Genomic DNA, 19893 nt, shown 5'->3' with positions numbered 1-19893 from the left:
AGTTAGAGAAAAGCGGCGCCCGGTCATTGTGTCCTCCTTTTTCCGGCCTTACGCCTTGAGCTATTCCGCCCTCAGAAGTCAGGACCTAGAAAAAAGGAGGGGCCAAGCCCAGCTTTTCTCTTAATCGAGCTCCAAAGCGCTTGGGTGATCTAGCCCAATCGGTCGATTCTAACACAAGAGGTGACGCGACGCGGTCAGCTTGGAATCATAAAAGCGCGTAAGCGTTTTATCCTCTTCCCTCATGCAAGCGCTGATCGACGTATCGCCAGTTCACGACAGTCCACCACGCCGATATGTAGTCTGCGCGGCGGTTCTGATACTTCAAGTAATAGGCGTGCTCCCACACGTCTAGTCCGAGCACAGGATGCAGTCCGTCCATAAGCGGACTGTCTTGGTTCGGATAGCTCTCAAGCCTCAGCTTGCCGAAGGCGTCCACACTAAGCCAAGCCCACCCACTGCCAAAGCGCGTCAGCGCGGCCTTAGTAAAGCTATCCTTGAAGGACTCGAAGCCCCCGAAGGTATCGGAGATCGCCTTGGCGATCTCACCCTCTGGTTCCCCACCTCCGTCAGGAGCCATCATCTGCCAAAACAGAGAGTGGTTGTAGTGTCCGCCAGCATTGTTCCTGACAGCAACTCTTATGTCTTCTGGAACACTGGCGATGTTACGCACAATGTCCTCAATCGGAACATCCTGTAAGTACGTGTGCTTTTCCAACGCTGCATTGAGATTCGTTACATACGTCTGGTGGTGCTTGGTGTGATGGATCTCCATAGTTTGGGCATCGATGTGCGGTTCCAGTGCTTCGTATGAATAGGGAAGAGATGGCAGCTCGTAAGGCATAGATCCTCCTTAGCTCTTCTAGTCGGTGATTGAGTAATAACTAGTTCCGGAAGCCTACCGTGCACCGGGGATCTTAAGACGCCCCAATATCGTGCTTGATCAATTATGCCAACCCAGCTGGCAAGTGGCGCCCCGGCTCTCGGTTAGGCAGGAAACATAGAAGGGACCGCTATATCCACAAGTATAGGCTCCTTAGCCGCAACTGCCTCGGTAATCGCCGCCTCGTCGGGAGATTCAAGCCGCAGAGCTGTGAGACCCTGGCCTTCTGCTAACAGCGCAAAGTTAATCTTTGGATCCAAGCGCACTGCTTGTTTGGGAGGCGGCGTAAATCCGGCCCTCGCCAACTCGTAAGCGATGATGTCGTAGTTACCATTGTTGAAAACGACGATCGTCACGTCTGCCCCGAGCCGTGCTATGTTCCACAATGCCTGGATAGTGTAGCAAGCAGTACCGTCCCCTACAGCGACCACCACCTTGCGGCCCGCATCGGCAAGTGCTGCACCCAGTCCCACGGGAATGCCTGCCCCCAATGATCCTCCCTTTATGGTGAGATAGTCGTGTCGCGGTGCAGCTTCCAGCGCCGCATATAGACCCAACGTGTTCGTAATAGCCTCGTCTACTACAACCGCCCCCTCCGTTAAGCCGTCGGCAATCGCCCTTCCGACTGAACTTCCGCCCATTTCGCTCCGACTCGGACCAACAACGGGGAAATCTCCACCAAGCTCATCAGCTATAACCGAAAGGGTTTTTAACGGGTCTCCCCATAACCCGATCGCGCCAGGCAGAGCAGGTGCTAGGTCGGCGACTAATACCGTTCTTTCGCCCGTCCGGAGGAGTGTCCGGTCTACGTTGTCGGAGAAAAAGGGGGTAAGATCAGACACACCAGCCAAGAAAATGAGGTCGTGGGGCTCCAGTTCTTTGCGAGCAACAGGACCGGGATATGACAACCGCTTTATGGGCGGAATGTCGCCGCCCCTCGCCAGGACCGGCGGAAAAGTTTCTGACGCGACCGATCCCCCCGTAGCGCGTGCGATTCTCCAGGCCGCCCGTTGTCCAGCTTCTCCCGTTGTCCTGCCCCCCACGATTACCAAAGGATTTCTCGCCCTCTTTAACTGATCTACTGCCAAACCGATAGCTTTGTCATCGGCAGGCGGAGCCGCCGAGCGGCTGAACGTAGCCCTCTTAGGATCATCTACTGGGCGAGCCAATATATCGTTGGGGACAACAAGGGCGGAGATCCCAGGCTTGGGATACAAGGCGCCATAAAGGGCGTCGGCTAGATCACGGGCGATGTAGCGGGGATCCTTTGTCGTACGAACCCATTGGCAGAACGGTTTTGCTAGAGCTTCGATGTCGGAGGTGAGAGGGGCATCTGCATCCCGGTGAGCGACATCGTGATCCCCGATGATCACCACAATCGGAGATTCCGCCCGACGGGCGTTGTGAATGTTAGAGAGCCCATGAGCTAATCCCGGGCCCAGGTGCAAATTCACCAAAGCTGGCTTCTCGGTTATTCGAGCATATCCGTCCGCTGCGCCCGTACAAACATCTTCGTGCAAGCACAACACGAATTTGTCTCCAAAAACCGGTACGAACGCGCCGACGAATTGCACCTCTGTAGTACCCGAGTTTGCTAGGACAAGCTCGAAGCCGAGCTCTTTTGCCGCCTCGGCCATTAGCTGTCCCGCCGTCTTGGTCATCGCTCCTCCAGCCTAGATCGCCTGAGATTCTTACACTCTATCAAGATGCCCCGCGCAATCTGAGAGCTGTCTATCTCTGCACGCGCTTGACGCTTGAGAGGAGCTGTTATCTTGACACGAGAGCAATGCTGGAAGCTGGTTCTGGAGTCATAGACATAACCCCTAAAAACCCAGTGTTCCTCGGCGGATATGGCGTAGGGCCCTTGCGCCGATGTACCCACCTCTCCGCTCCAATTTTCGCTCGAGCGTTGCTTCTCCGGGAGTCTTTAGGACAACACGGCGGTAGCACCGGATCCGTGTCCTTTCTCGTCCTCGATACCCAGGGGCTCCCTTATGAGACCACCAGGGAATGGTTTGGCTTCCGAGCCATAGAAGAAGAGCTCAAGAATAGGGTACCGGACCTGCAGATTCTCTTTGGAGCGTCTTCACACTCGCACTGCTGTCCTGATTCGACTGGGTTATGGGGCGGGCTAGACGACGAGTATGCAACTCAGCTCATTGAGGGCGCCATTGCCGCCGTGGATGCGGCTTCCCGTGATGCGAAGCCTTGCAAGGTCAGCTTTGGTGTGACGAACACCAGAGGACTTTTGAGGAGTCAGGTAAGAACTGCACCGCATGATCGAATCGAGGAGCGAATCTTCGTTCTAGAGGCACGATCCGAAGCCGCTATACCCATTGGGCGAATTGTCGTCTTCTCCGCTCACCCTACCGTGGCATCCGGTAATCATCTCACTCCCGACTGGCCTGGGGAACTTTCGTCTCTGCTAGAGTCCGATCCGGGTGGAACAACTCTCGTGATCCCCGGATCTCTAGGACGAACCCAGCCCAAGATTCGTGGGGATGGCTCCCAAAGAGCTGTCCGGCAGTACGCACGCAGTCTCGAAACTCAACTCCGTCCCCTACTCGAAAATCTACATTCAGTCACTGACATCGGCTCACCGACAGTCCAAACCGTTCAAGCACTCTCGGCGACAGGACGGGCTCGCGAAAGCGAAGCGGTCAGGCGTACACTCGAATGGGCAAACGACACCGTCGAACACCCGATAACAAACATAGCAATGCTGGCTGCTGCGAAAGCGTTAGGCCGCGTAACAAAGAGACCCGGACTGTCCACAGCGTTGCCAGTAGCGCGAACGACATCGAGAGTGGTACGAGTCGGAAACGTCTATTTCTTCGGATTTCCGGGCGAGGCTTATCCCAACCTTCAGTGGGAATTGGAAACTCAGATGTCATCGATTGCTCCGGGTTCAGCTACTGTAGTGTGCTCAATGGTGGCAGACCAGATCGGATACCTGATCTACCCACCAAGCTCGTACTTGGGCCTTGCTGCACGCAGTGCCTGGAATGACAATGCTCTGTTTTGCTCAGCTCCGGCTCTCGGTCAACATCTCCTTGAGGCATCGCTTCACTTTGCGACGCAACTTGCCGGTACTCAAGTTCGAGCGCCTCTTCCGAGAGAAGTAGGGTGCGACAGGAGAATTCCGCACGCAGCTGCAGCTGTTTGGGACCTTTTGGGATTTCCAGCCTCAGCTTTAGCTACTGCGCTCACGGTCTGTGGTGCGGTAGGTTACGCGGCTGCTCCTCTTGGAATACGCGTTGCTCAATTCGCTAAAAAAATAGCGTCAGATCTGGGCAATGCAGGCGGATGAGAGACGCGCAAATAGCGCGGCATTCTCGACACGGTCATGTCAGTACTAAAACATCGATTCTCCACGAGCTTGCACAGAGCAGTCTTGTGGTGAGATCCTGCTTTTTGCGATGTCTGTGGCAGAGGAGTTTTCCGGCATTCCCATTGAAGACTTGATGGACGCTGCCCTAGACACTGCGGCCCGCAGCGGGGCGAGCTACGCCGACTTTAGATTGGAGTCTCACAGGCGCCAAGCTCTCGAGGCAAAAGAACGCGACCTTGAGAGAGTCACTGATTCTCAGACAACTGGGTTCGCCGTGAGAGTGCTAGTCGAAGGGGCTTGGGGGTTCTCGGCATCTGACGAGCTATCCGAACGAGCAGCGAAGCGCGCTGCAGATCGCGCCTGCAAGATGGCAGCCTCTCTCGCCCGCATCAGTGGATACAAAGTTCAGCTAGCCCCCGAGGATCCACACTCTGGGGAATGGGAATCGGAATACGAAGTAGACCCCTTCAATGTACCTCTCGACCGTAAGGTAGCTTACCTTTTGGAAGTCAATGACATCGTGCTAAAAGGTGGGGTGGCGAAGTTCTGTAGCGCCTACATGGAACAGGTAAAAGAGGTCAAGTTTCTCGCCACATCCGAGGGGACAAGAACGTTCCAAAGACGGGTACGGATACAGGCGAACTTTACGGCAACGACAGTCTCTCCCGAAGGAGAGTTGGTCGAGCTACGATCCAACGCGATGCCCTCGGGACGGGGGTACGAGTTCATAGACGAGTATGATTTTATTCGGGCAGCGCAAGAACACTCAGCAAAGCTGGAAGAGAAAATGGCCGCTACCACCGTAGAAGCAGGCCGATACGACCTCGTTATAGATCCGACGAACCTCTGGCTCACTATCCATGAATCAATAGGCCACGCCACCGAACTCGACCGTGCCCTAGGTTTCGAAGCTAACTACGCTGGGACGAGTTTTGCCACGCCCGATCTACTCGGCGCCCTCGAGTACGGATCCGAAGTGGTTAACGTAGTCGGCGACAGAACTCAACGTCACGGCTTGGCCACTGTTGGATGGGACGACGACGGGGTCGAGAGTCAGAGCTGGGATGTCATCAAAGAGGGCAAATTCACTGGATACCAGTACAACAGGGAGATCGCAGCGGCATTCGGTTACCCGCGCTCTAATGGATGTGCCTACGCAGATTCTTGGGAACACATGCCTATTCAGCGGATGGCAAACATATCGCTACAGCCTGCAAGTGAGGATATCTCCTTGGAAGACCTCATCTCCGATGTGCATCGCGGGATTTATATCGTGGGGGACAACTCTTGGAGTATAGATATGAAGCGGCTCAACTTTCAGTTTACGGGGCAGCTTTTTTACTTGATTGAAAACGGAAAGATTCGCTCAATGTTGAAAGACGTAGCGTACCAGGGAAATACCCTTGAGTTTTGGAACTCTTGTGCAGCTGTGGGGGGTCCATCCACATATGTCTTGGGCGGGGCATTTAACTGCGGAAAGGGCCAACCCGGACAGGTCGCGCCGGTAAGTCATGGCGCTCCAGTAGCGCTATTTCGAAACATAAATGTACTAAACACATCAAAGTCCCCTTGACCAAAGAGATGTTGGGATTATCATGACGTCTCCGACACTTCCATCTCCCCAAGAACTTGTTGAGGCGTTATTACCGAGGCGCTCATCAGACCACACAATAGTAATAGTGCATCAAAGTAATGAGGCGAACATTCGGTTTGCCTCCAACAAGCTAACCACATCGGGGGAGACTTCTTCGACCTCTTTGAGCGTCGTTTCCATAGTTGATGGGGCATATGGAACATGTAGAGGGGACATTAGTAGCCTTGATGAGGCTATTGAGCTCCTAAAGAGATCAGAAGAGATTGCTTCTAGCTCCAAAAAAGCACCTGATTACTTTGATTTGGTCGGGCCAGAAGAGGCACTTTCACTCAGAGAAAGCTTTAATGAACACTTCGAGCCAAAAGACTCACTAGAGTTTTTTGACACTGCGACTCCTGCGGTAGATAAGATTTTTGCGGCTGCTAGAGACTCGCGCTTTCTAACTTTCGGCTACACCTCTTATACACAAGAAGCCATTTATCTCGGAATTTCAACCGGTGTCAGGGCGGGGTATTGTGAGTCAAAAACTCACGTTGGAATTACGACCAAGCCTGAAGACTATTCGAGATCAGTATGGGCAGGCCGGACAGGAAGAGAAATAAGCCACTTAGATATTGAAGGTGCTTTCGCCGACTGTAGAGAATTACTGGAATCAGTTAAAGAGGCACGACAAATAGAGCCCGGAAAATACACTTGCGTACTGTCGCCGAGCTGTGTTGCAGACATGCTTTTATGGATGTACTGGATGATGTCATTACGCGATGCTGACGAGGGAAAAACTGTTTTTTCCGATAGAAAAAAGGGGGGGTCAAGGTTAGGAGAAACACTTTACCCGGAAGGGATTTCATTGTGGTCGGATCCCTACGCAAAGGGAGTCGAATGCGCTCCCTTTGTCGTAACCGGAGCCTCCCACAGTTTAGAGTCTGTCTTTGACAACGGTTATCCGCTTGACAAGGTTATCTGGATCGACCGGGGTGTCCAAGCTTCACTGGTGTCAACCAGACAGTATGCGAACACAAAGGGGGTTAGGCCCTCGCCTATGGTGTCTAACTTGCTATTGGCGTTTGAGGGGAGCCCTAATAGCGGGAACGAGGCGAGCGAGCGGTCTATAGGAGCAGGTAGCAGCCTCAAAGAGGCGCTTCCGCTTATCGCAAATGTAGAGCGGGGTCTATACGTCAACTGCCTGTGGTACATACGACAGGTCGACCCTCAAACGGGCCTGCTCACCGGATTGACACGGGATGGTATCTATCTGATAGAGGATGGAAAAATCAGAGCCGAGGTGAACAACTTCAGATTTAATCAGAGCCCCGTTACCATGCTGGCATCTGTAATAGATGCCGGTATTCCGGTTAGAGCAACTCCGAGAGAGTTCGACGACGTCGGATGTTGGGTGTCTGCGCCGCCGATCACGGTAAAAGAATTCAACATGTCTACGGTCTCGGAGGCGCAGTAGTAAAACCCGCTAGGACTGGTACCAGACCCCTAGACTTTTCCACTGTCTCCTGCCACTCGACGACGGGATCGGAGTCGGCGACGATGCCACCTCCAACCCACAAATCCCACCACCCTTCCCAAAGGACCAAAGTCCTAATTGCCACACTAAATTCAATTGTCGGAGCCGTGTTTTGCATCCCTAACGAGTTGGATAATCTATGTGATGGGTCTACGTAGCCTATAGCACCCGTATAAACACCGCGCCGGACTCTCTCGACCGACTCAATGAAGCGCATAGCGGCGACTTTGGGTGCTCCGGTTATCGATCCTCCAGGGAAAGTAGCCTCCAGAAGATCAGCCAATGACACATCTTTGCGCAAAGTTGCCGTCACGGTCGATACCAGATGATGCACTGCAGGAAATGTTTCTACATGGAAAAGCGCAGGCACTTTTACCGACCCATACTCAGAGATTTTTCCCAGGTCATTGCGGAGCAAATCGACAATCATCACATTTTCCGCTTTGTCCTTATCGCTCGTGAGTAACCGAAGCCTGCCGACATCCAGATCACTGGCCGTGCGTGTCCTCCACCGACCAAACGTTCCTTTTATTGGCTTGGTGAAGACGTTGCGACCAGTAACAGAAAGAAACAGTTCGGGCGACCCAGAGACCACAAAAGCATCGTTCCAAGCGAGGAAACACCCCCTTGGAGGAAGTAAAACATCGCACACAAACACAAACGCGTCGATAGCGTCTTCCCTGGGATCACGCAGGCACGGAGCCGAAATACGGCGGGCCACATTCACTTGGTAAAAATCGCCAGCCTTTATGCGCTCGAGAGCATCAAGCACAACCTTTTCGTATTCGGACCGACCGAGTGACTCTTTCCAGCCAGTCGGGAGTTCCTCAAGCGAAGCCAAGCATGAAGGGCCATCCATATCTAATTTTCCGGCCCTATGATTTGTAGAAAAATCAAACCTCGCAGATGCATTGGGAGCCCGATTTTCCTCGGATATCACCGGAATCACAGAGTCGTATCCTACGAAAAACACGAAAGGCAGCGGTCGATCTCTAGCGGCGATCGATGGGATTGTTTCGATGAACCTTCCAGCGTCATATGAGATGAAGCCCGCCCAAACTAAGTCTGGTTCCGAGTGAACGGCCTCTTCAAGCTTTTTAAAAATTGAGGCTCTTGATCCTTCCTGTGGCTCGACTTCCTCTCCCATAGAAACCTGGAACATTGCTTTTGGCGAGGAAAGCATAAACGACCCAGGGGCCCATCCTCCGATAGCCCCCGAGTAAAAAACCGCTCCGAACTCGGCTGCATGACTGGCTGCTGCGCAAGCATCCCGGAGCGGCATTGGCGGCATCACCAGAATTCTCTCCCTCCCCCGGAGTCAGAAACGTCGTCTCGAGGCGATGATTGGAGTCTAGACAGTAGGGGAATCACGCCAAAATCTCGGCGTCGAGCCTTAGGAGGGCATCCGATACTGTCTTTAATCCCCAAGGGGTCCTCGCTCCGTACCAGGTGAGGGCAGACCCGTCGAATATCTCTGTGGGACCTATAAGGCTCTGAAGCATCTTCTTGTGGCGATTGCCAAATCTAAAAGGCTCAGTAGGTAGTAGGCAGGCTTTGGCACCTCCTATCCTTGCCTCTTTGGGGTCGGTCTCGAAGTATCGTTCGCGCGAAATGCTCGAGTAGACGTTGTTGCCGCCGCAGGCTTCTAAAACAGCGTTGCAGTAGGTGTCAGGTCCAAAAGACATCCACGGCCTGTACCATATCGGGCAGTAAATGTAAGTGTCTTGCAGCGCCTCCATGCAAGTAGACGCTATCTCACCTACCTCAGCAACGCTTCGCTTGATCTCCGCGACAATCTCTCTCGCTTTACGCCGACACCCAGTAAGCTCGCCTAGCCGCAACACGCCCTCCATAGCCTCCTCTATGGAGCGAGGAGACACCTCGACAACCTCGATGCCCGACGCCAAGATCTCAGCAACGTCTTCTATACGGTTCTCTTCGTTGCATACGACGACAACGTCGGGACGGAGAGAGACAATCTCGGCTACTCTGGGAGTTTTAGTGCCCCCAACCTCGGGAACTCTGAGTTCTTTTACCAATGGAGCCGCGAGGCAATACCTAGTGACACCAACTAGCGCATCCGCTGCCCCAATGGCTACTAGCGTCTCACTGTGAGACGGGACAAGGGATACGATTCGCACCGTTGTACTATGCCCGCTGTCTTACGAATGCGAACGCCTGATTCGCTGGGGTACCTACTTCCCCTTCAATCCTAATCCCCTCTGCGATAATGAGATTCACGTATTGCCTTACCTATGCCGTCTACCAGCACGCTCGGGCGGGCGAGCCTTCTCATAGTCCACCAAGATCCGTTTTTCAACTCGACGCGAACCGTTCCGTACCCTAGCACTCTTCCCAAAATCCCCTGGTAGACGCTGTACCTGCCGACCTGCTCGAGCCCGACCTCGGTAACTTTTTTACGGAGTAGGCCACGCCTCATGACGATCCGCCTAGGAGTAACGACGTAAACAGTACTGGACCACTCCGACACCCTAGAAGCCGAAACAATCGCCCACAGAACAGCCCCAGCCGCAGCGATCGACCTAGGAAAGTACGGCGCGCTTCGCACGCCAGCAGGAAGCAAAAAGAAAATAACACCGGCGAGGAGGCCTATCACTATTGCCCAAACCATGGCGCTAGAGAGGCTTATCCAGTGCCGATTGGCCACCGCAACCACACGCTCGTAGTCCTCTGACACCTAATCGTCACTCCATCCCTAACGCATGCTCTTTGGGAAGCAGAGCCAGATATGGAAGGGGCTCACGGCCCCCGAACTCAACTACAGCATTTACCGCCGTTGCAGTCGCCACATGCTTCCAGAGCCCCTTGGATCTTGCCTCAAGAGCTACCTCAATCGAGGCAAACGGAAAACGGGACATGAACACACCGGCTTCCTCCGGATCGGGCATCTCTTGTTGATAAAGATCGGAGTTGGAGGCATCTACTGACACGGTTGCCACCAAATTTCGGCTCAGCAACCTTGCCTCCCAGAGGGGAAAACGGAGATAGGAAGAAGATAGAAAAGCACGCGGAAGAGCATTAAATTGGATTCTTCGTCCGGGAAGACCTACCCTGGCAACAGCTTCTTCAGAAAAGTGCAGTGCAAAAAAGGTTTTTGGTACCGGGGGTCCGAGTACTCCTAGGCGGCCCATCTTCACCCAAGCTCCCGATAAAAATAGAGGTGGCTCGCAGCTCGATGAGAGCGCATGGTCTTTGAATACGAATGTCCCCGCTATCCTCGCCCACGCTACGGGGTGTGCCGTTCCCCAAGATCGCATCAGCAAAGTGGGAGCACGAGAACATTCGACAATAGAACGCGTTCCCTCTTCAAAATCTTCAGAGGCGAACTGACCGGTGAACCAGCGGGGGCTGCGAGCGCTCGCATAGCAGACCCATCTTCTCGGTGCAAGCGGAAGCTGGGGTGTAATCAGGTCCCATTCACCTGACTCTATGCTACCTTCGAGTTTCCCTTCCCAGGACGACTCCCCACTACGGGAAAGAATCTTTCCCTGACTTCTCCATGGACAAAGAAATACTGTACCCTTTCCTCCCTCATAAGCTGTCAGCTTGAACCGAGTTCGCTTCGTCGAAAAGGCAGCTCTTTGGCCGTTTGTGGAGCTTGCTGCTTCAGCTGAAAGTTCAAGACCACCTTTGGATTCGATAGGGCCTTCCATGCCCATCTGGGAAATTCTTTGCGCTCCGGAGGGATCCAATGTTTCGGCACGGGCGAAGCTTACCTGAGTAGACCCGCTTCGTGCTTTGCAATGCCCCAAAGTGAAAAAGAACACACGACTCTTCGCGAACACCGCGACGTCCCAAGACTCGAAGTAGCGAGAGGGTGGCGCGCCACCGCTTTTATGCAATCCTGTTCTCCACCGAGAATAAGATCGCCGGCTGGGATCGCCAGGCTCCATGAACACCATTCGAGGCGAGAAGACCAGATTCTCGCTAGAGAGCGTTTTCCCCGCAAGAGAAAGTCCCTCTGGGAGCGGACGCCTCTTTAGCATTGACAGCCTCCCTTTGTTCAAAAAGTCACGATTTTTCGTCAGAAATACGGCCTGTTGTCTAAGTCTCCGAGAATTATCCACAAGTTGGATGGGCGGGCCCTGCGTCTTCCTTGATTTCGGCGTTGACAAATCCGTTATTACGTGGGGTTTTCGTAACGCCATTGACACGTGAGTCTTCTGGCAGTAGTTTTTAGCGGTCGCCGGCGCGGGAGGGTTACTCCTTGCAAAACGGCGACCTTGGAGCAGGTGTTCGCTCCATCTAGCAGGCGGCTCCAGCCTCTGCTATCCGCCGGGTTCTACCTTTACTAAGGTAAGCGTCCGGCAAAGGAAGCCCCGGGCCTATCGAACGCTTCACGCCATGAGGTTGGTCCGGGGTCTTCCTTTTTTGGGGGGATCTCTGTAATTGCTTTTACAAGATAAAGATCTATGCCGAGGTCGCAGAGGCAAAAGGGCGCTCTGCTGCCGAAATTCGCAAATTTATCCTAGTCCTCATTTACTCTTATGCCTATGGTAACGAAACTTCGACTATCGCCATCAAGGGCTTCTGACTTCAGAACGTGTCCGCAACTGTATAAGTTTCGCGTAGTAGACCGACTACCCGAACCTCCTTCAGAACCGCAACTACGCGGGACGATAGTCCACAAAGCCTTGGAGCTTTTGTTCGCGTTGCCCGCATCGGAGCGCACGCGAGAGGCAGCATCCAAATCGCTTCTGGATTCACTTGATTATCACCGAGGCGACATCAAAGAGCTTTCCCAATCGCTCGGTAAAGAAGCTATCTCTGAGGAGGGCTCAAATTTTCCGAATTTACGGACCTCTTGCCCTCCGAGTAGCACAAACGAACTGACCGAACGCATCAGGTCAGCGGGGGAAAAACTATTGGATAACTATTTCAAGCTGGAAGATCCAGCATCGGTGGAGCCACTTGCCACCGAAAAGTGGGTCAGCGCTGTGCTTTTCCTGAGTACAGGAGACGAGGATGTAAACGGCGCTTCTCAAACTGAGCTTGTAGGAGTAATAGACCGATTGGAGCGCTCTCCCTCGGGACGCCTCCTAATAACCGACTACAAAACAGGCTCAGCCCCCCCAAAGAACTACGAGCGGGATGCATTTTTCGGTCTTCGCTTTTACTCGCTTATTCTTGCGAAGTTAGGAAAATTAACAGATCAGCCTCCACGCATCCGGCTTTTTTACCTTCAGGATGCTGAGGTTATAGAAGAAGATGTAACCGATGCTACCATTGCATTTACCTCGAAACTGATTACCGCTGTCGCTGACGCAATCAAAAAAGCTTTAGATACTGGAGATTGGCGACCAAACCCTGGTCCTTTATGCGACTACTGCTCTTTCAGGAGAGTTTGCCCAGCTTTTTAAGTGAGTAACCATAACAACAAGGGCGTAAGAACAGCAGCATAAAAAGTCAACTTGGCGAGCCAGTGGGCTGCTTGCTATAGTTGGTATGCAGGGGGGTGTTGGTGGAGGAGTTTTTGTCGATATAAAGATAGCGTCTTAGCGATAAAGCTAGATATCGGGAGCTATATATGAACCAGCATTACCTCGACAAGAACGTTGCGCTAACAAAGGAAATTACGCGTGCACTCAAGCTCGATCACGAGCCAATCGCGATTGCCTTTTTAGATGAAGCTCCACGGGGAATTACACACTTTGACGCACCAATGTCAGAACCTGCCCGCGATGGGAGAAGAGGGCGAGTACCAGCAGGCTGTGTCCTTTGGAAGCTTGCAGAAGAAAGGTCTTTCTACACGGTACCGGAGGATCATGGTAATTGCTCCATTGGTTCTGTAACGCATGGATTTAAAAAATTGCAAGAAGTTGAATCAAATGAGGACATAAGGGAGCTTTGCGAGTGTGGATGGCTGGGAGAACCAGGTGAGCTAGACCTTCCTGTGATTAGCAGACATTATGATTTTGTCTATTATGGTCCCTTGTCGCAAACGCATCTTCAACCAGATGTCGTTCTATTACGAATCAATGCTAAACAGATGATGGTAATCCACGACGCTATCCCGGACTTGATCATAGAGGGTAAACCTCAGTGTCATATCGTTCCGGTAGCTAAGGAAATGCGCCGTCCCGCGGTGAGCCTAGGTTGCATGCTTAGTAGGGTCAGAACTGGTCTACCATCATCAGAAGTTATGTGCGCCATGCCCTACACTGTCATGTCGGAGCTGGTAGCATCGATTGTAAAGGCGTCCGAAATAGAGTCACGCGTAGCTCGTTACGCGGCATCCGACAGCAGTCGTTTCGAGACATTTACCTACTAAATGTGGGTCTACTTGCACCGGCAGGCACAATTGGATTGCCAAGTTTTCCGAGAGCCACCACGATCAAGCTCGAAGCAACAGATGTCGAACTATTTCACAGGAACACTTCTCTGGACACGTTCTGCGTGTAGAACCGGGGTTTCGGCTTGATAGGGTTGAAAGCACACGCTTGGAGTGATAGTGGCGGACTCCCCCACCTCCAACTCGATAAAAGTAGTAGTGGCCGACGATGACCCTACAATCCTGCGCCTCATAGAAACGGCCTTACCGCTAGCTGCACCCGATATCGAGATCGTTGCAACCGCTCAGTCGGTGGAGACATTGGCCAAGCAGTTAGATGAATATCAGCCAGACATTGTGATGGTAGACCGCCATTTCAACTCGAGAGACGGACTGGAACTGGGAAAGGATCTCCGCAACAGGGCACCCGGGTCTGCGCTGGTCCTTTGGACAGGTACAGCCTCTAGTGAGCTTGCGGCCTCTGCCTCGGAGGCAGGATTTCACAGTGTTGTAGAAAAATCGGCCGACATCGAAGGTCTCGCCCAGATTATCCGTTCGCTGGCTCGCGCACACAGCGAGGAGTAGCGAGGGTAACCTCGAGCCCACCCTGATCCCATAAACTTCGGGACTTTAGACCCTTCGTCCTTCGGGACCTGTACCCCTAAGCAAATCCGGGCAGTGCGGCGATTATTCACACGACAGCATCCATAAATATTGGAGCTAGTTCTTCGAGGATGCGTACTCGAAGACCGTGCCCAATCGCCACACACCGTAACATTGCGGCAATCAGGAACTGGAGAAGGGTCATGCGAGCCAACATTTTGGTTGCTGATGACGAAGACGATGTTCGTAAGCTGGTGTCTACAGCCCTTGCATTAGAAGGACACGATATTTTCGAAGCTTCCGATGGACGCGCTGCTGTGGACTTGGCTTTCGAGATTCAGCCAGACCTCATCATCTTGGATGTGATGATGCCGCGAATGGATGGATTTGAGGCTCTCTCTCTTCTCCGACACCATAAGAAGACACGAAAAACACCAATCATACTTCTCACCGCCAGGACCTCAGAGTTCGACCGAGTAGAAGGTCTTTCACTGGGTGCGGACGATTATCTACCGAAGCCATTTTCGATCGAGGAACTTAGGCTACGAGTGGACAAGCGCCTTCAAGAAGCGACAGAACGCAGAAGGCTAGCTCAAATAGCAGCTCAGGATCCCGTTACAGAATTGGGAAACCGCCGATCCTTTGGGGATGCCTATGACCGCTGGTGGGAGCGTCACCTTCGATGCCAAAGCCCTCTTTCCACAGTGAGTCTGTACATCGAAGGATTGGAAATCTACCTGAGCTCCCAGCCGGTTTTTACTGCCGACGCAATTCTCAGGCGGGTCGGTACGAGCCTGAGAGCAGAGCTGGAAGACTCGGAAGAAGCCTTTGACTTAGGAGCATTTCGTTTTGTAGTGCTTACTTCACACGTGCAGCGAGCTTTGGTAGCAAGAGAACTTCGATTGGCGTACGCAGTAGAGCGAGTGCTGCACGCCTCTGCTGCTGGGCTCACCGCTACGGTACGGTCGACCTCGGCTTCGGTGTCTTTGCGAGAAAGCCAAGAGGGGTTCCTAAAAAGGGCGCTCAGCAGAGCACCCGATTCACCTAGGTACACCGGGAAGGCATCACTTTCGACTGTCATAAATACGGGTCAAACAGATACGTCATCTACCAATTTGTGGTAGCCGTGCCTTACCCCGATTGCCGCAGCCTCAGATCTTCGGGAGACTCCCAGTTTCTTGTACAGCTTGGTCAGGCTATTTTTCACCGTTTTTTCCGAGACAAACAACCGGTCCGCAATCTCTCTGTTCGAAAGCCCCAGTGCTACCATTCCCAGCAGCTTTTTCTCTCTCATGTCCAATTCGTTCCTGCCCGAAGCCGATCCGATCGGTGCCAGAGCAGCTTCGACTATGGTGGCTGTCACCCTGGGATCTATTGGCGACTCGCCGCGTGCGGCTTGCTGAATTGCTAGGTGGAGTTGGGACGCCTCCGAATCTTTTAGCATGAACCCCACTGCGCCCGCTCTTACCATCTCTACAACTGTAGTGGGATCTCCGAAGACCGTAAAAACGATGATCTTCACGCTAGGAAAACTTTTCGAAATCTCTCGGCAAACTGACGCCGAGGTACCCCGCCCAAGCTTATAGTCGAGCAGCAGCACATCGGGCAGAGTAGTCGAAGCTATCGCTAGAGCATCTCGCGGGCTTGCGCCGGTAGCCACTACTTCTACGTCTTCCCACGTCGTGGCAAGTTCTGCAACACCCTCTCGGATGATCGGATGGTCGTCTACAACAGCGATTCTGATCTTGTCCACTGCTGTGTCCGGTCTCTGCTGTCGGTCAACTCTCGTGTCGCGGCGGCAAACGCTGGTACTTGACTGCGCCGGCTCAATCCCAATTTGTGGAGTACTCTCGACACGTAATTTTTGGCAGTTCGTGGAGATATTCCGAGGGATTGGGATATCTCGATATCCCCTTTCCCCTCGCTCAGAAGCTTGAAGACCTCTCGTTCACGCTGAGTAAGCGTTACGCGCCCGAATGACTCACCTGGAGACAATCTTCCAACTAATGTCTTGGCAATCGTAGGGTCGAGGACGGGGTCTCCAGCCGCCACCTGCTCAACAGCTCTATACAGCTCGTAGAGGGTAGCGGTCTTCAGAATAAGACCATGGAATGCGGCCTCGGTAATGTCGTCTTCGCTAAGGTCTCCTTCGTGAGCAGTGACGAAGAGGAAACGAGTACTTGGGCTAACCCTAGCTATTCGTCTAGAAACTTCAAATCCGGTGCTGCCGGGTAGACGGAGGTCCAACACAGCAACGTCTGGCCGTGTTTTGCGAGCAACTTCTTCGGCTACCTCAGCCGAATCGGCTTGGCCAACAACCTCAAATCCGCCCGACTCAAGCGCTGCCACGAGTCCTGCGCGCGCAACTTCAATGTCGTCGACAACAAGGACCGTCAAGGCCATCGGGAATTTACTCCCTGTCTCATTCTGCTCGTCCACCACTGCATAGCTTGTTTGTCGCTATGGGTCGCACGAGCCACCCCCAGCAGCTGTTACAAGCCGGCAATCCGATTGGCCTCGACTCAGCCCGCCACGTGTTGCGCTATTGGTCGGGTGGTGCGCCAGCTAGCTCGGAGATCTACATTCTGCCAGTTCCAGCAGCGTAGTCTGCGAGCTCCTCTATACCTGGCTATGCTCGCCCGACCCCGGCCCTCAACTGTGTATCGACACATTTCACCTGGACTTGAGCAAAGGCTTGGAACGGATAAGTAGGCAAATGCGCCCGTTCGCTATGAGAAAGTGCAACAATATAGGCCGTTGGGGCCAGGCGGTTTTGTGCATAGCACAGACTGCTTCCGGGCGGATCCGTAACGTGAGAATGAAACATAGCGCGCGGGAAAGGATCCACACCGATGAGGCTCCTAGAGATCGTGATCTCGCCGCCGGCGGGTCTTGGGCAACAACTCGTTGTCGAATTTGGCCCCGGTCTTTCTGTAGTCGTTTTCCCAGACGATGAACTAAGAGAGTTCTTTTCTGACACGCTCTTTACGACATTCGGAGGTCCTCTACCTCCCCAGACCAGAGTTCGTCAAGACACACACTCCGGCTTTCTGCGAAATCCTGCATCCATTTTTGCAATCACTAAGCCTAAGCCTTCTTCTACTCGACGGGATAATCATCCTCCCTTTGTCTCAGCCTTGCTCGACTACGAGACATCCGATGGAAGAGCGTTGAGAGTTGCAGTAGATCTCGTCGGCGGAAAGCTAAGAAGAACGGACCTCGACACTGGCGAAGATGTCGGAGTACACGGTGCATATGTCGGAGAAAAGACAACGTTCCAAAGCTTCGTGTCTTTCGTGCGCGTTGGCGTGCCCGACTCAAAATTAGCAGCATCTTCACCAGCCCAGGCCCTGAGGGCCTCGAAAAAGGCGGCACTTCAGGCAGGAGCTGCGAACGCAGTTGGGCACATCCAAGAGCGAGCGGTAGACGCGATCAATGGACATCCCAGCAGAGAATGGTCTCCGCCAATACCTCTGCTTTCCCCAGCTAATCGTCTGCGCGCCCTTGAGCTCGACGCCGAATACAGAGCTAGAAACCTCCGAACGCTCGACATCGAGCTGCAACGGCTGCATGCAACCGCCGCCAAGAAGCGACAGGTATTAGAACAGCTCTACCAGGAGCGCCAAAAGACCGAGTACCTCCTATTGAGGGTCAAGCACAAACGCATCTCCAAAAGAGTGGAGAGAATAGACGATCTTATTGCTCAGCTCGAAAAGCTTCGATCGGATCCCCCAACTCCGGCAGCGGAACTAGCTCTCGAATTGGCTCCTAAGGTGGAAAAGCTGATAGCTCAGCTCGCAGAGGCGCGCTCCCAGCTTCAACACGTCTTGAAGAAAGTGCCCTCCGAAAGAAGCGAGATCGAAGCCCTAGAGCGAGAATTCCTTCAGGTAGAGGAGGAACTCTCACTACTCAACCTAGCGCCCCCAATTGGTCCAGAGCTCGAAATGGTGGTGGGCAAGGTGTACCAGGAGTGGCGGCGCCTTTCGGCCGAGGCAGAAGCCGCCGAGTTTGCAGCAAGTCAGGCAATGACAGATGCCGGCGAGTTAGACCGAGATCCTCCCGAGGATATTCAACGCCTCTCGTTGGTCACGACAGCAGACAAGCTGAGATCTCGACTTCGCGCGAGAACTGCTGCTGCATCCGAGGTAGAAGCAGCGTACAGACGGCGACAGGACGCCAAGAAAGCCGTGGAGGCACAACTCGCTTCTTTAGCCTCCTCCTCGCTCGCCGATGCCATATCTAGTACTCGTATCCTCCACACGCCGATAGAGAGGCTCGCCTCAATCGAAGCAGCCAGGCTTGCGCGGGAGGAAGCAGAAAAGACAGCGGCTATGATCCCGTGGTACCGACCACGTAAGAAACGGCGGGCTACTCAGGTTTTGGCCAATTGCAGGAGTACAGAAAAATGGTTGCTTGCCGAGGAGGGCGTTGCCTCTGTCGATGAGCTGTACGAAGAGCTCGAGAAAGCAGCTGTTGCGCGGAAGGCGGTCGAGCCCCTCGTGTCTGCTACAACCGAGGTCGCTCACCTAGCGGCTCGGCTTGCCGAGGCCGAGGAGAAGCTATCCATACAGGCTGCTGGAATCTCGACAAACAACCTGCCGTCTTTGGTAGACAAACTTGAGGCCCATCAAGGCAGAGTGTGGGCCGCGGTGGAAATAAGGCGAGAGGCAGAAGTTGCCTCCGAAGTCGCCAGATCGCTAAAAGCAGCGCGAGATGCGGCCGCCACGGAACTTCTGGCGCGACTCCACCCTCTAGGAATTCGCGAATCCGACCCGGCAATGGCCTGGTCAAAGTTCAGACTCTTGGCCGAAGGGTGGCGCAAGAAAAAAGATTTGGACCGCCGTTTTGCGGAGCTATCCGCCAAACTCGAGCCCTATATGGAACTCAAAGAGCAGCTCGAAGAGGGGAGGGCTCGACGAGACGACCTCACGAGACGATTGAAGACGCTCCTCTCTAATATCGAGGGATGCGATACCGGCTCTTTAGAGGAGCGGATCGCGACCTTCGCCCGCCTAAGAGATTCCGCGCTGCTCGAGCGAAAGCTGTCCGCCGCGCGCTCTCACCTCACAGCGCAATTGGAAGAGGTTTGCAGAGGAAAGCAAGCGGAGGAGTGGCGCAGAGAGCTTATCGAGATAGAGTCTCGTTTGTCGGAGCTCGAAGAGGCCAATCCCACTTGGAAGAATTTAGAGGTTGCTTCTCCTGAAGCGGTTTTAGAAGAGAGAGTCTCTGGTATAGATCTCAAAATCCGCTCTACCGAGAGCTCTCTTTCAAATATCGAGTCCCAAATAGAGAAGGTGAGCTCAGATCTTGCGTCCTTTGATATGCGGGAGGTTTTCGATCGCTTAGTCGAGATTCGCAAAAGCATGAAAAAGCTAGATGCGCTCTGCCAAAACATTCGCTCTCTTCGGATAGACGCCGACGCCCTCTCAGCGAGCGACGTCGCGATTCAAGAAGTTGTCGGCCTATCTGAGAGCCGCCTTGTCGCTGCTGGAGGCAGTACCTCGATTGCCTCGACGAAAAGTACAAGCTCATCGCCCACACAAAATAGGCGGAGTTTGGGATCCAAGAGTTTAGATCGTGCTTCTGGATACGAAGATGAGCACGGAAAAACCGGATGGGTCGATGAACCCCACACCTCCTTGGGCTCCGCCAAGGATCCTTTTTTTGCTTACATGAT

At 53.4% G+C, this 19893-nt stretch carries 16 protein-coding genes; 8 read left to right on the top strand and 8 right to left on the bottom strand.

What is annotated here, in order from left to right; all coding sequences use genetic code 11:
- Window positions 1-226 precede the first annotated feature (226 nt).
- Window positions 227-841 (bottom strand): superoxide dismutase, encoded by a 615-nt coding sequence (locus tag C4318_08995; protein ID MER3455267.1) that lies wholly within the window; start codon window positions 839-841, stop codon window positions 227-229.
- A 143-nt stretch (window positions 842-984) separates the two neighbouring features.
- The gene (locus C4318_08990; GenBank protein MER3455266.1) at window positions 985-2541 is read right to left on the bottom strand and encodes an acetolactate synthase large subunit; all 1557 of its coding nucleotides are present in this window, start codon (window positions 2539-2541) and stop codon (window positions 985-987) included.
- A 125-nt stretch (window positions 2542-2666) separates the two neighbouring features.
- On the opposite strand from C4318_08990, the gene C4318_08985 reads away from it, so the two are divergent.
- From C4318_08985 to C4318_08975, 3 genes are all read left to right on the top strand, one after another.
- Window positions 2667-4190, top strand: coding sequence for a hypothetical protein (locus tag C4318_08985; protein MER3455265.1), 1524 nt, complete (start codon window positions 2667-2669; stop codon window positions 4188-4190).
- Between the two features lie 109 nt (window positions 4191-4299).
- Window positions 4300-5784, top strand: coding sequence for a peptidase C69 (locus C4318_08980; GenBank protein MER3455264.1), 1485 nt, complete (start codon window positions 4300-4302; stop codon window positions 5782-5784).
- 22 nt (window positions 5785-5806) lie between these two features.
- Window positions 5807-7261, top strand: a complete 1455-nt coding sequence (locus C4318_08975) for a hypothetical protein (GenBank protein ID MER3455263.1) — start codon at window positions 5807-5809, stop codon at window positions 7259-7261.
- Here the strand turns inward: C4318_08975 and C4318_08970 are convergent.
- The 4 genes from C4318_08970 to C4318_08955 form a co-directional block, all read right to left on the bottom strand.
- Entirely contained in the window at window positions 7239-8612 is a 1374-nt protein-coding gene (locus tag C4318_08970) for an aminodeoxychorismate synthase component I (protein MER3455262.1), read from the bottom strand. The genes C4318_08975 and C4318_08970 overlap by 23 nt on opposite strands.
- Window positions 8613-8688: 76 nt before the next feature.
- A complete protein-coding gene (locus C4318_08965) occupies window positions 8689-9462 on the bottom strand; it encodes a hypothetical protein (protein MER3455261.1) in 774 nt (257 codons plus the stop codon).
- A gap of 71 nt (window positions 9463-9533) precedes the next feature.
- Window positions 9534-10019 (bottom strand): hypothetical protein, encoded by a 486-nt coding sequence (locus tag C4318_08960; protein ID MER3455260.1) that lies wholly within the window; start codon window positions 10017-10019, stop codon window positions 9534-9536.
- A gap of 7 nt (window positions 10020-10026) precedes the next feature.
- Window positions 10027-11328 (bottom strand): hypothetical protein, encoded by a 1302-nt coding sequence (locus tag C4318_08955; protein ID MER3455259.1) that lies wholly within the window; start codon window positions 11326-11328, stop codon window positions 10027-10029.
- A 501-nt stretch (window positions 11329-11829) separates the two neighbouring features.
- On the opposite strand from C4318_08955, the gene C4318_08950 reads away from it, so the two are divergent.
- From C4318_08950 to C4318_08935, 4 genes are all read left to right on the top strand, one after another.
- A complete protein-coding gene (locus C4318_08950) occupies window positions 11830-12702 on the top strand; it encodes a recombinase RecB (GenBank protein MER3455258.1) in 873 nt (290 codons plus the stop codon).
- Between the two features lie 167 nt (window positions 12703-12869).
- Window positions 12870-13613, top strand: a complete 744-nt coding sequence (locus C4318_08945; GenBank protein MER3455257.1) for a hypothetical protein — start codon at window positions 12870-12872, stop codon at window positions 13611-13613.
- Window positions 13614-13787: 174 nt separating this feature from the next.
- A complete protein-coding gene (locus C4318_08940; protein MER3455256.1) occupies window positions 13788-14198 on the top strand; it encodes a hypothetical protein in 411 nt (136 codons plus the stop codon).
- 149 nt (window positions 14199-14347) lie between these two features.
- Window positions 14348-15340 carry a hypothetical protein gene (locus C4318_08935; GenBank protein ID MER3455255.1) on the top strand — a complete coding sequence of 331 codons (993 nt, stop codon included), beginning with the start codon at window positions 14348-14350 and terminating at the stop codon, window positions 15338-15340.
- On the opposite strand, the gene C4318_08930 is transcribed toward C4318_08935, so the two are convergent.
- Together C4318_08930 and C4318_08925 are read right to left on the bottom strand one after the other, a co-directional pair.
- Window positions 15307-15969, bottom strand: a complete 663-nt coding sequence (locus C4318_08930) for a DNA-binding response regulator (protein ID MER3455254.1) — start codon at window positions 15967-15969, stop codon at window positions 15307-15309. The genes C4318_08935 and C4318_08930 overlap by 34 nt on opposite strands.
- Window positions 15942-16619: a DNA-binding response regulator gene (locus tag C4318_08925; protein ID MER3455253.1), complete on the bottom strand. Its 678-nt coding sequence runs from the start codon at window positions 16617-16619 to the stop codon at window positions 15942-15944. Before C4318_08925 ends, C4318_08930 begins: the two co-directional genes overlap by 28 nt.
- A 449-nt stretch (window positions 16620-17068) precedes the next feature.
- On the opposite strand from C4318_08925, the gene C4318_08920 reads away from it, so the two are divergent.
- The coding region (locus C4318_08920) for a hypothetical protein (GenBank protein MER3455252.1) at window positions 17069-19893 on the top strand (2825 nt) is incomplete at its 3' end.

Source organism: Acidimicrobiia bacterium, assembly GCA_040289475.1.
Classification (GTDB): Bacteria; Actinomycetota; Acidimicrobiia; order ATN3; family PSLF01; genus PSLF01.
Note: the sequence above shows the minus strand (reverse complement) of the source record. Positions and strands in the feature narration are given on the sequence as shown.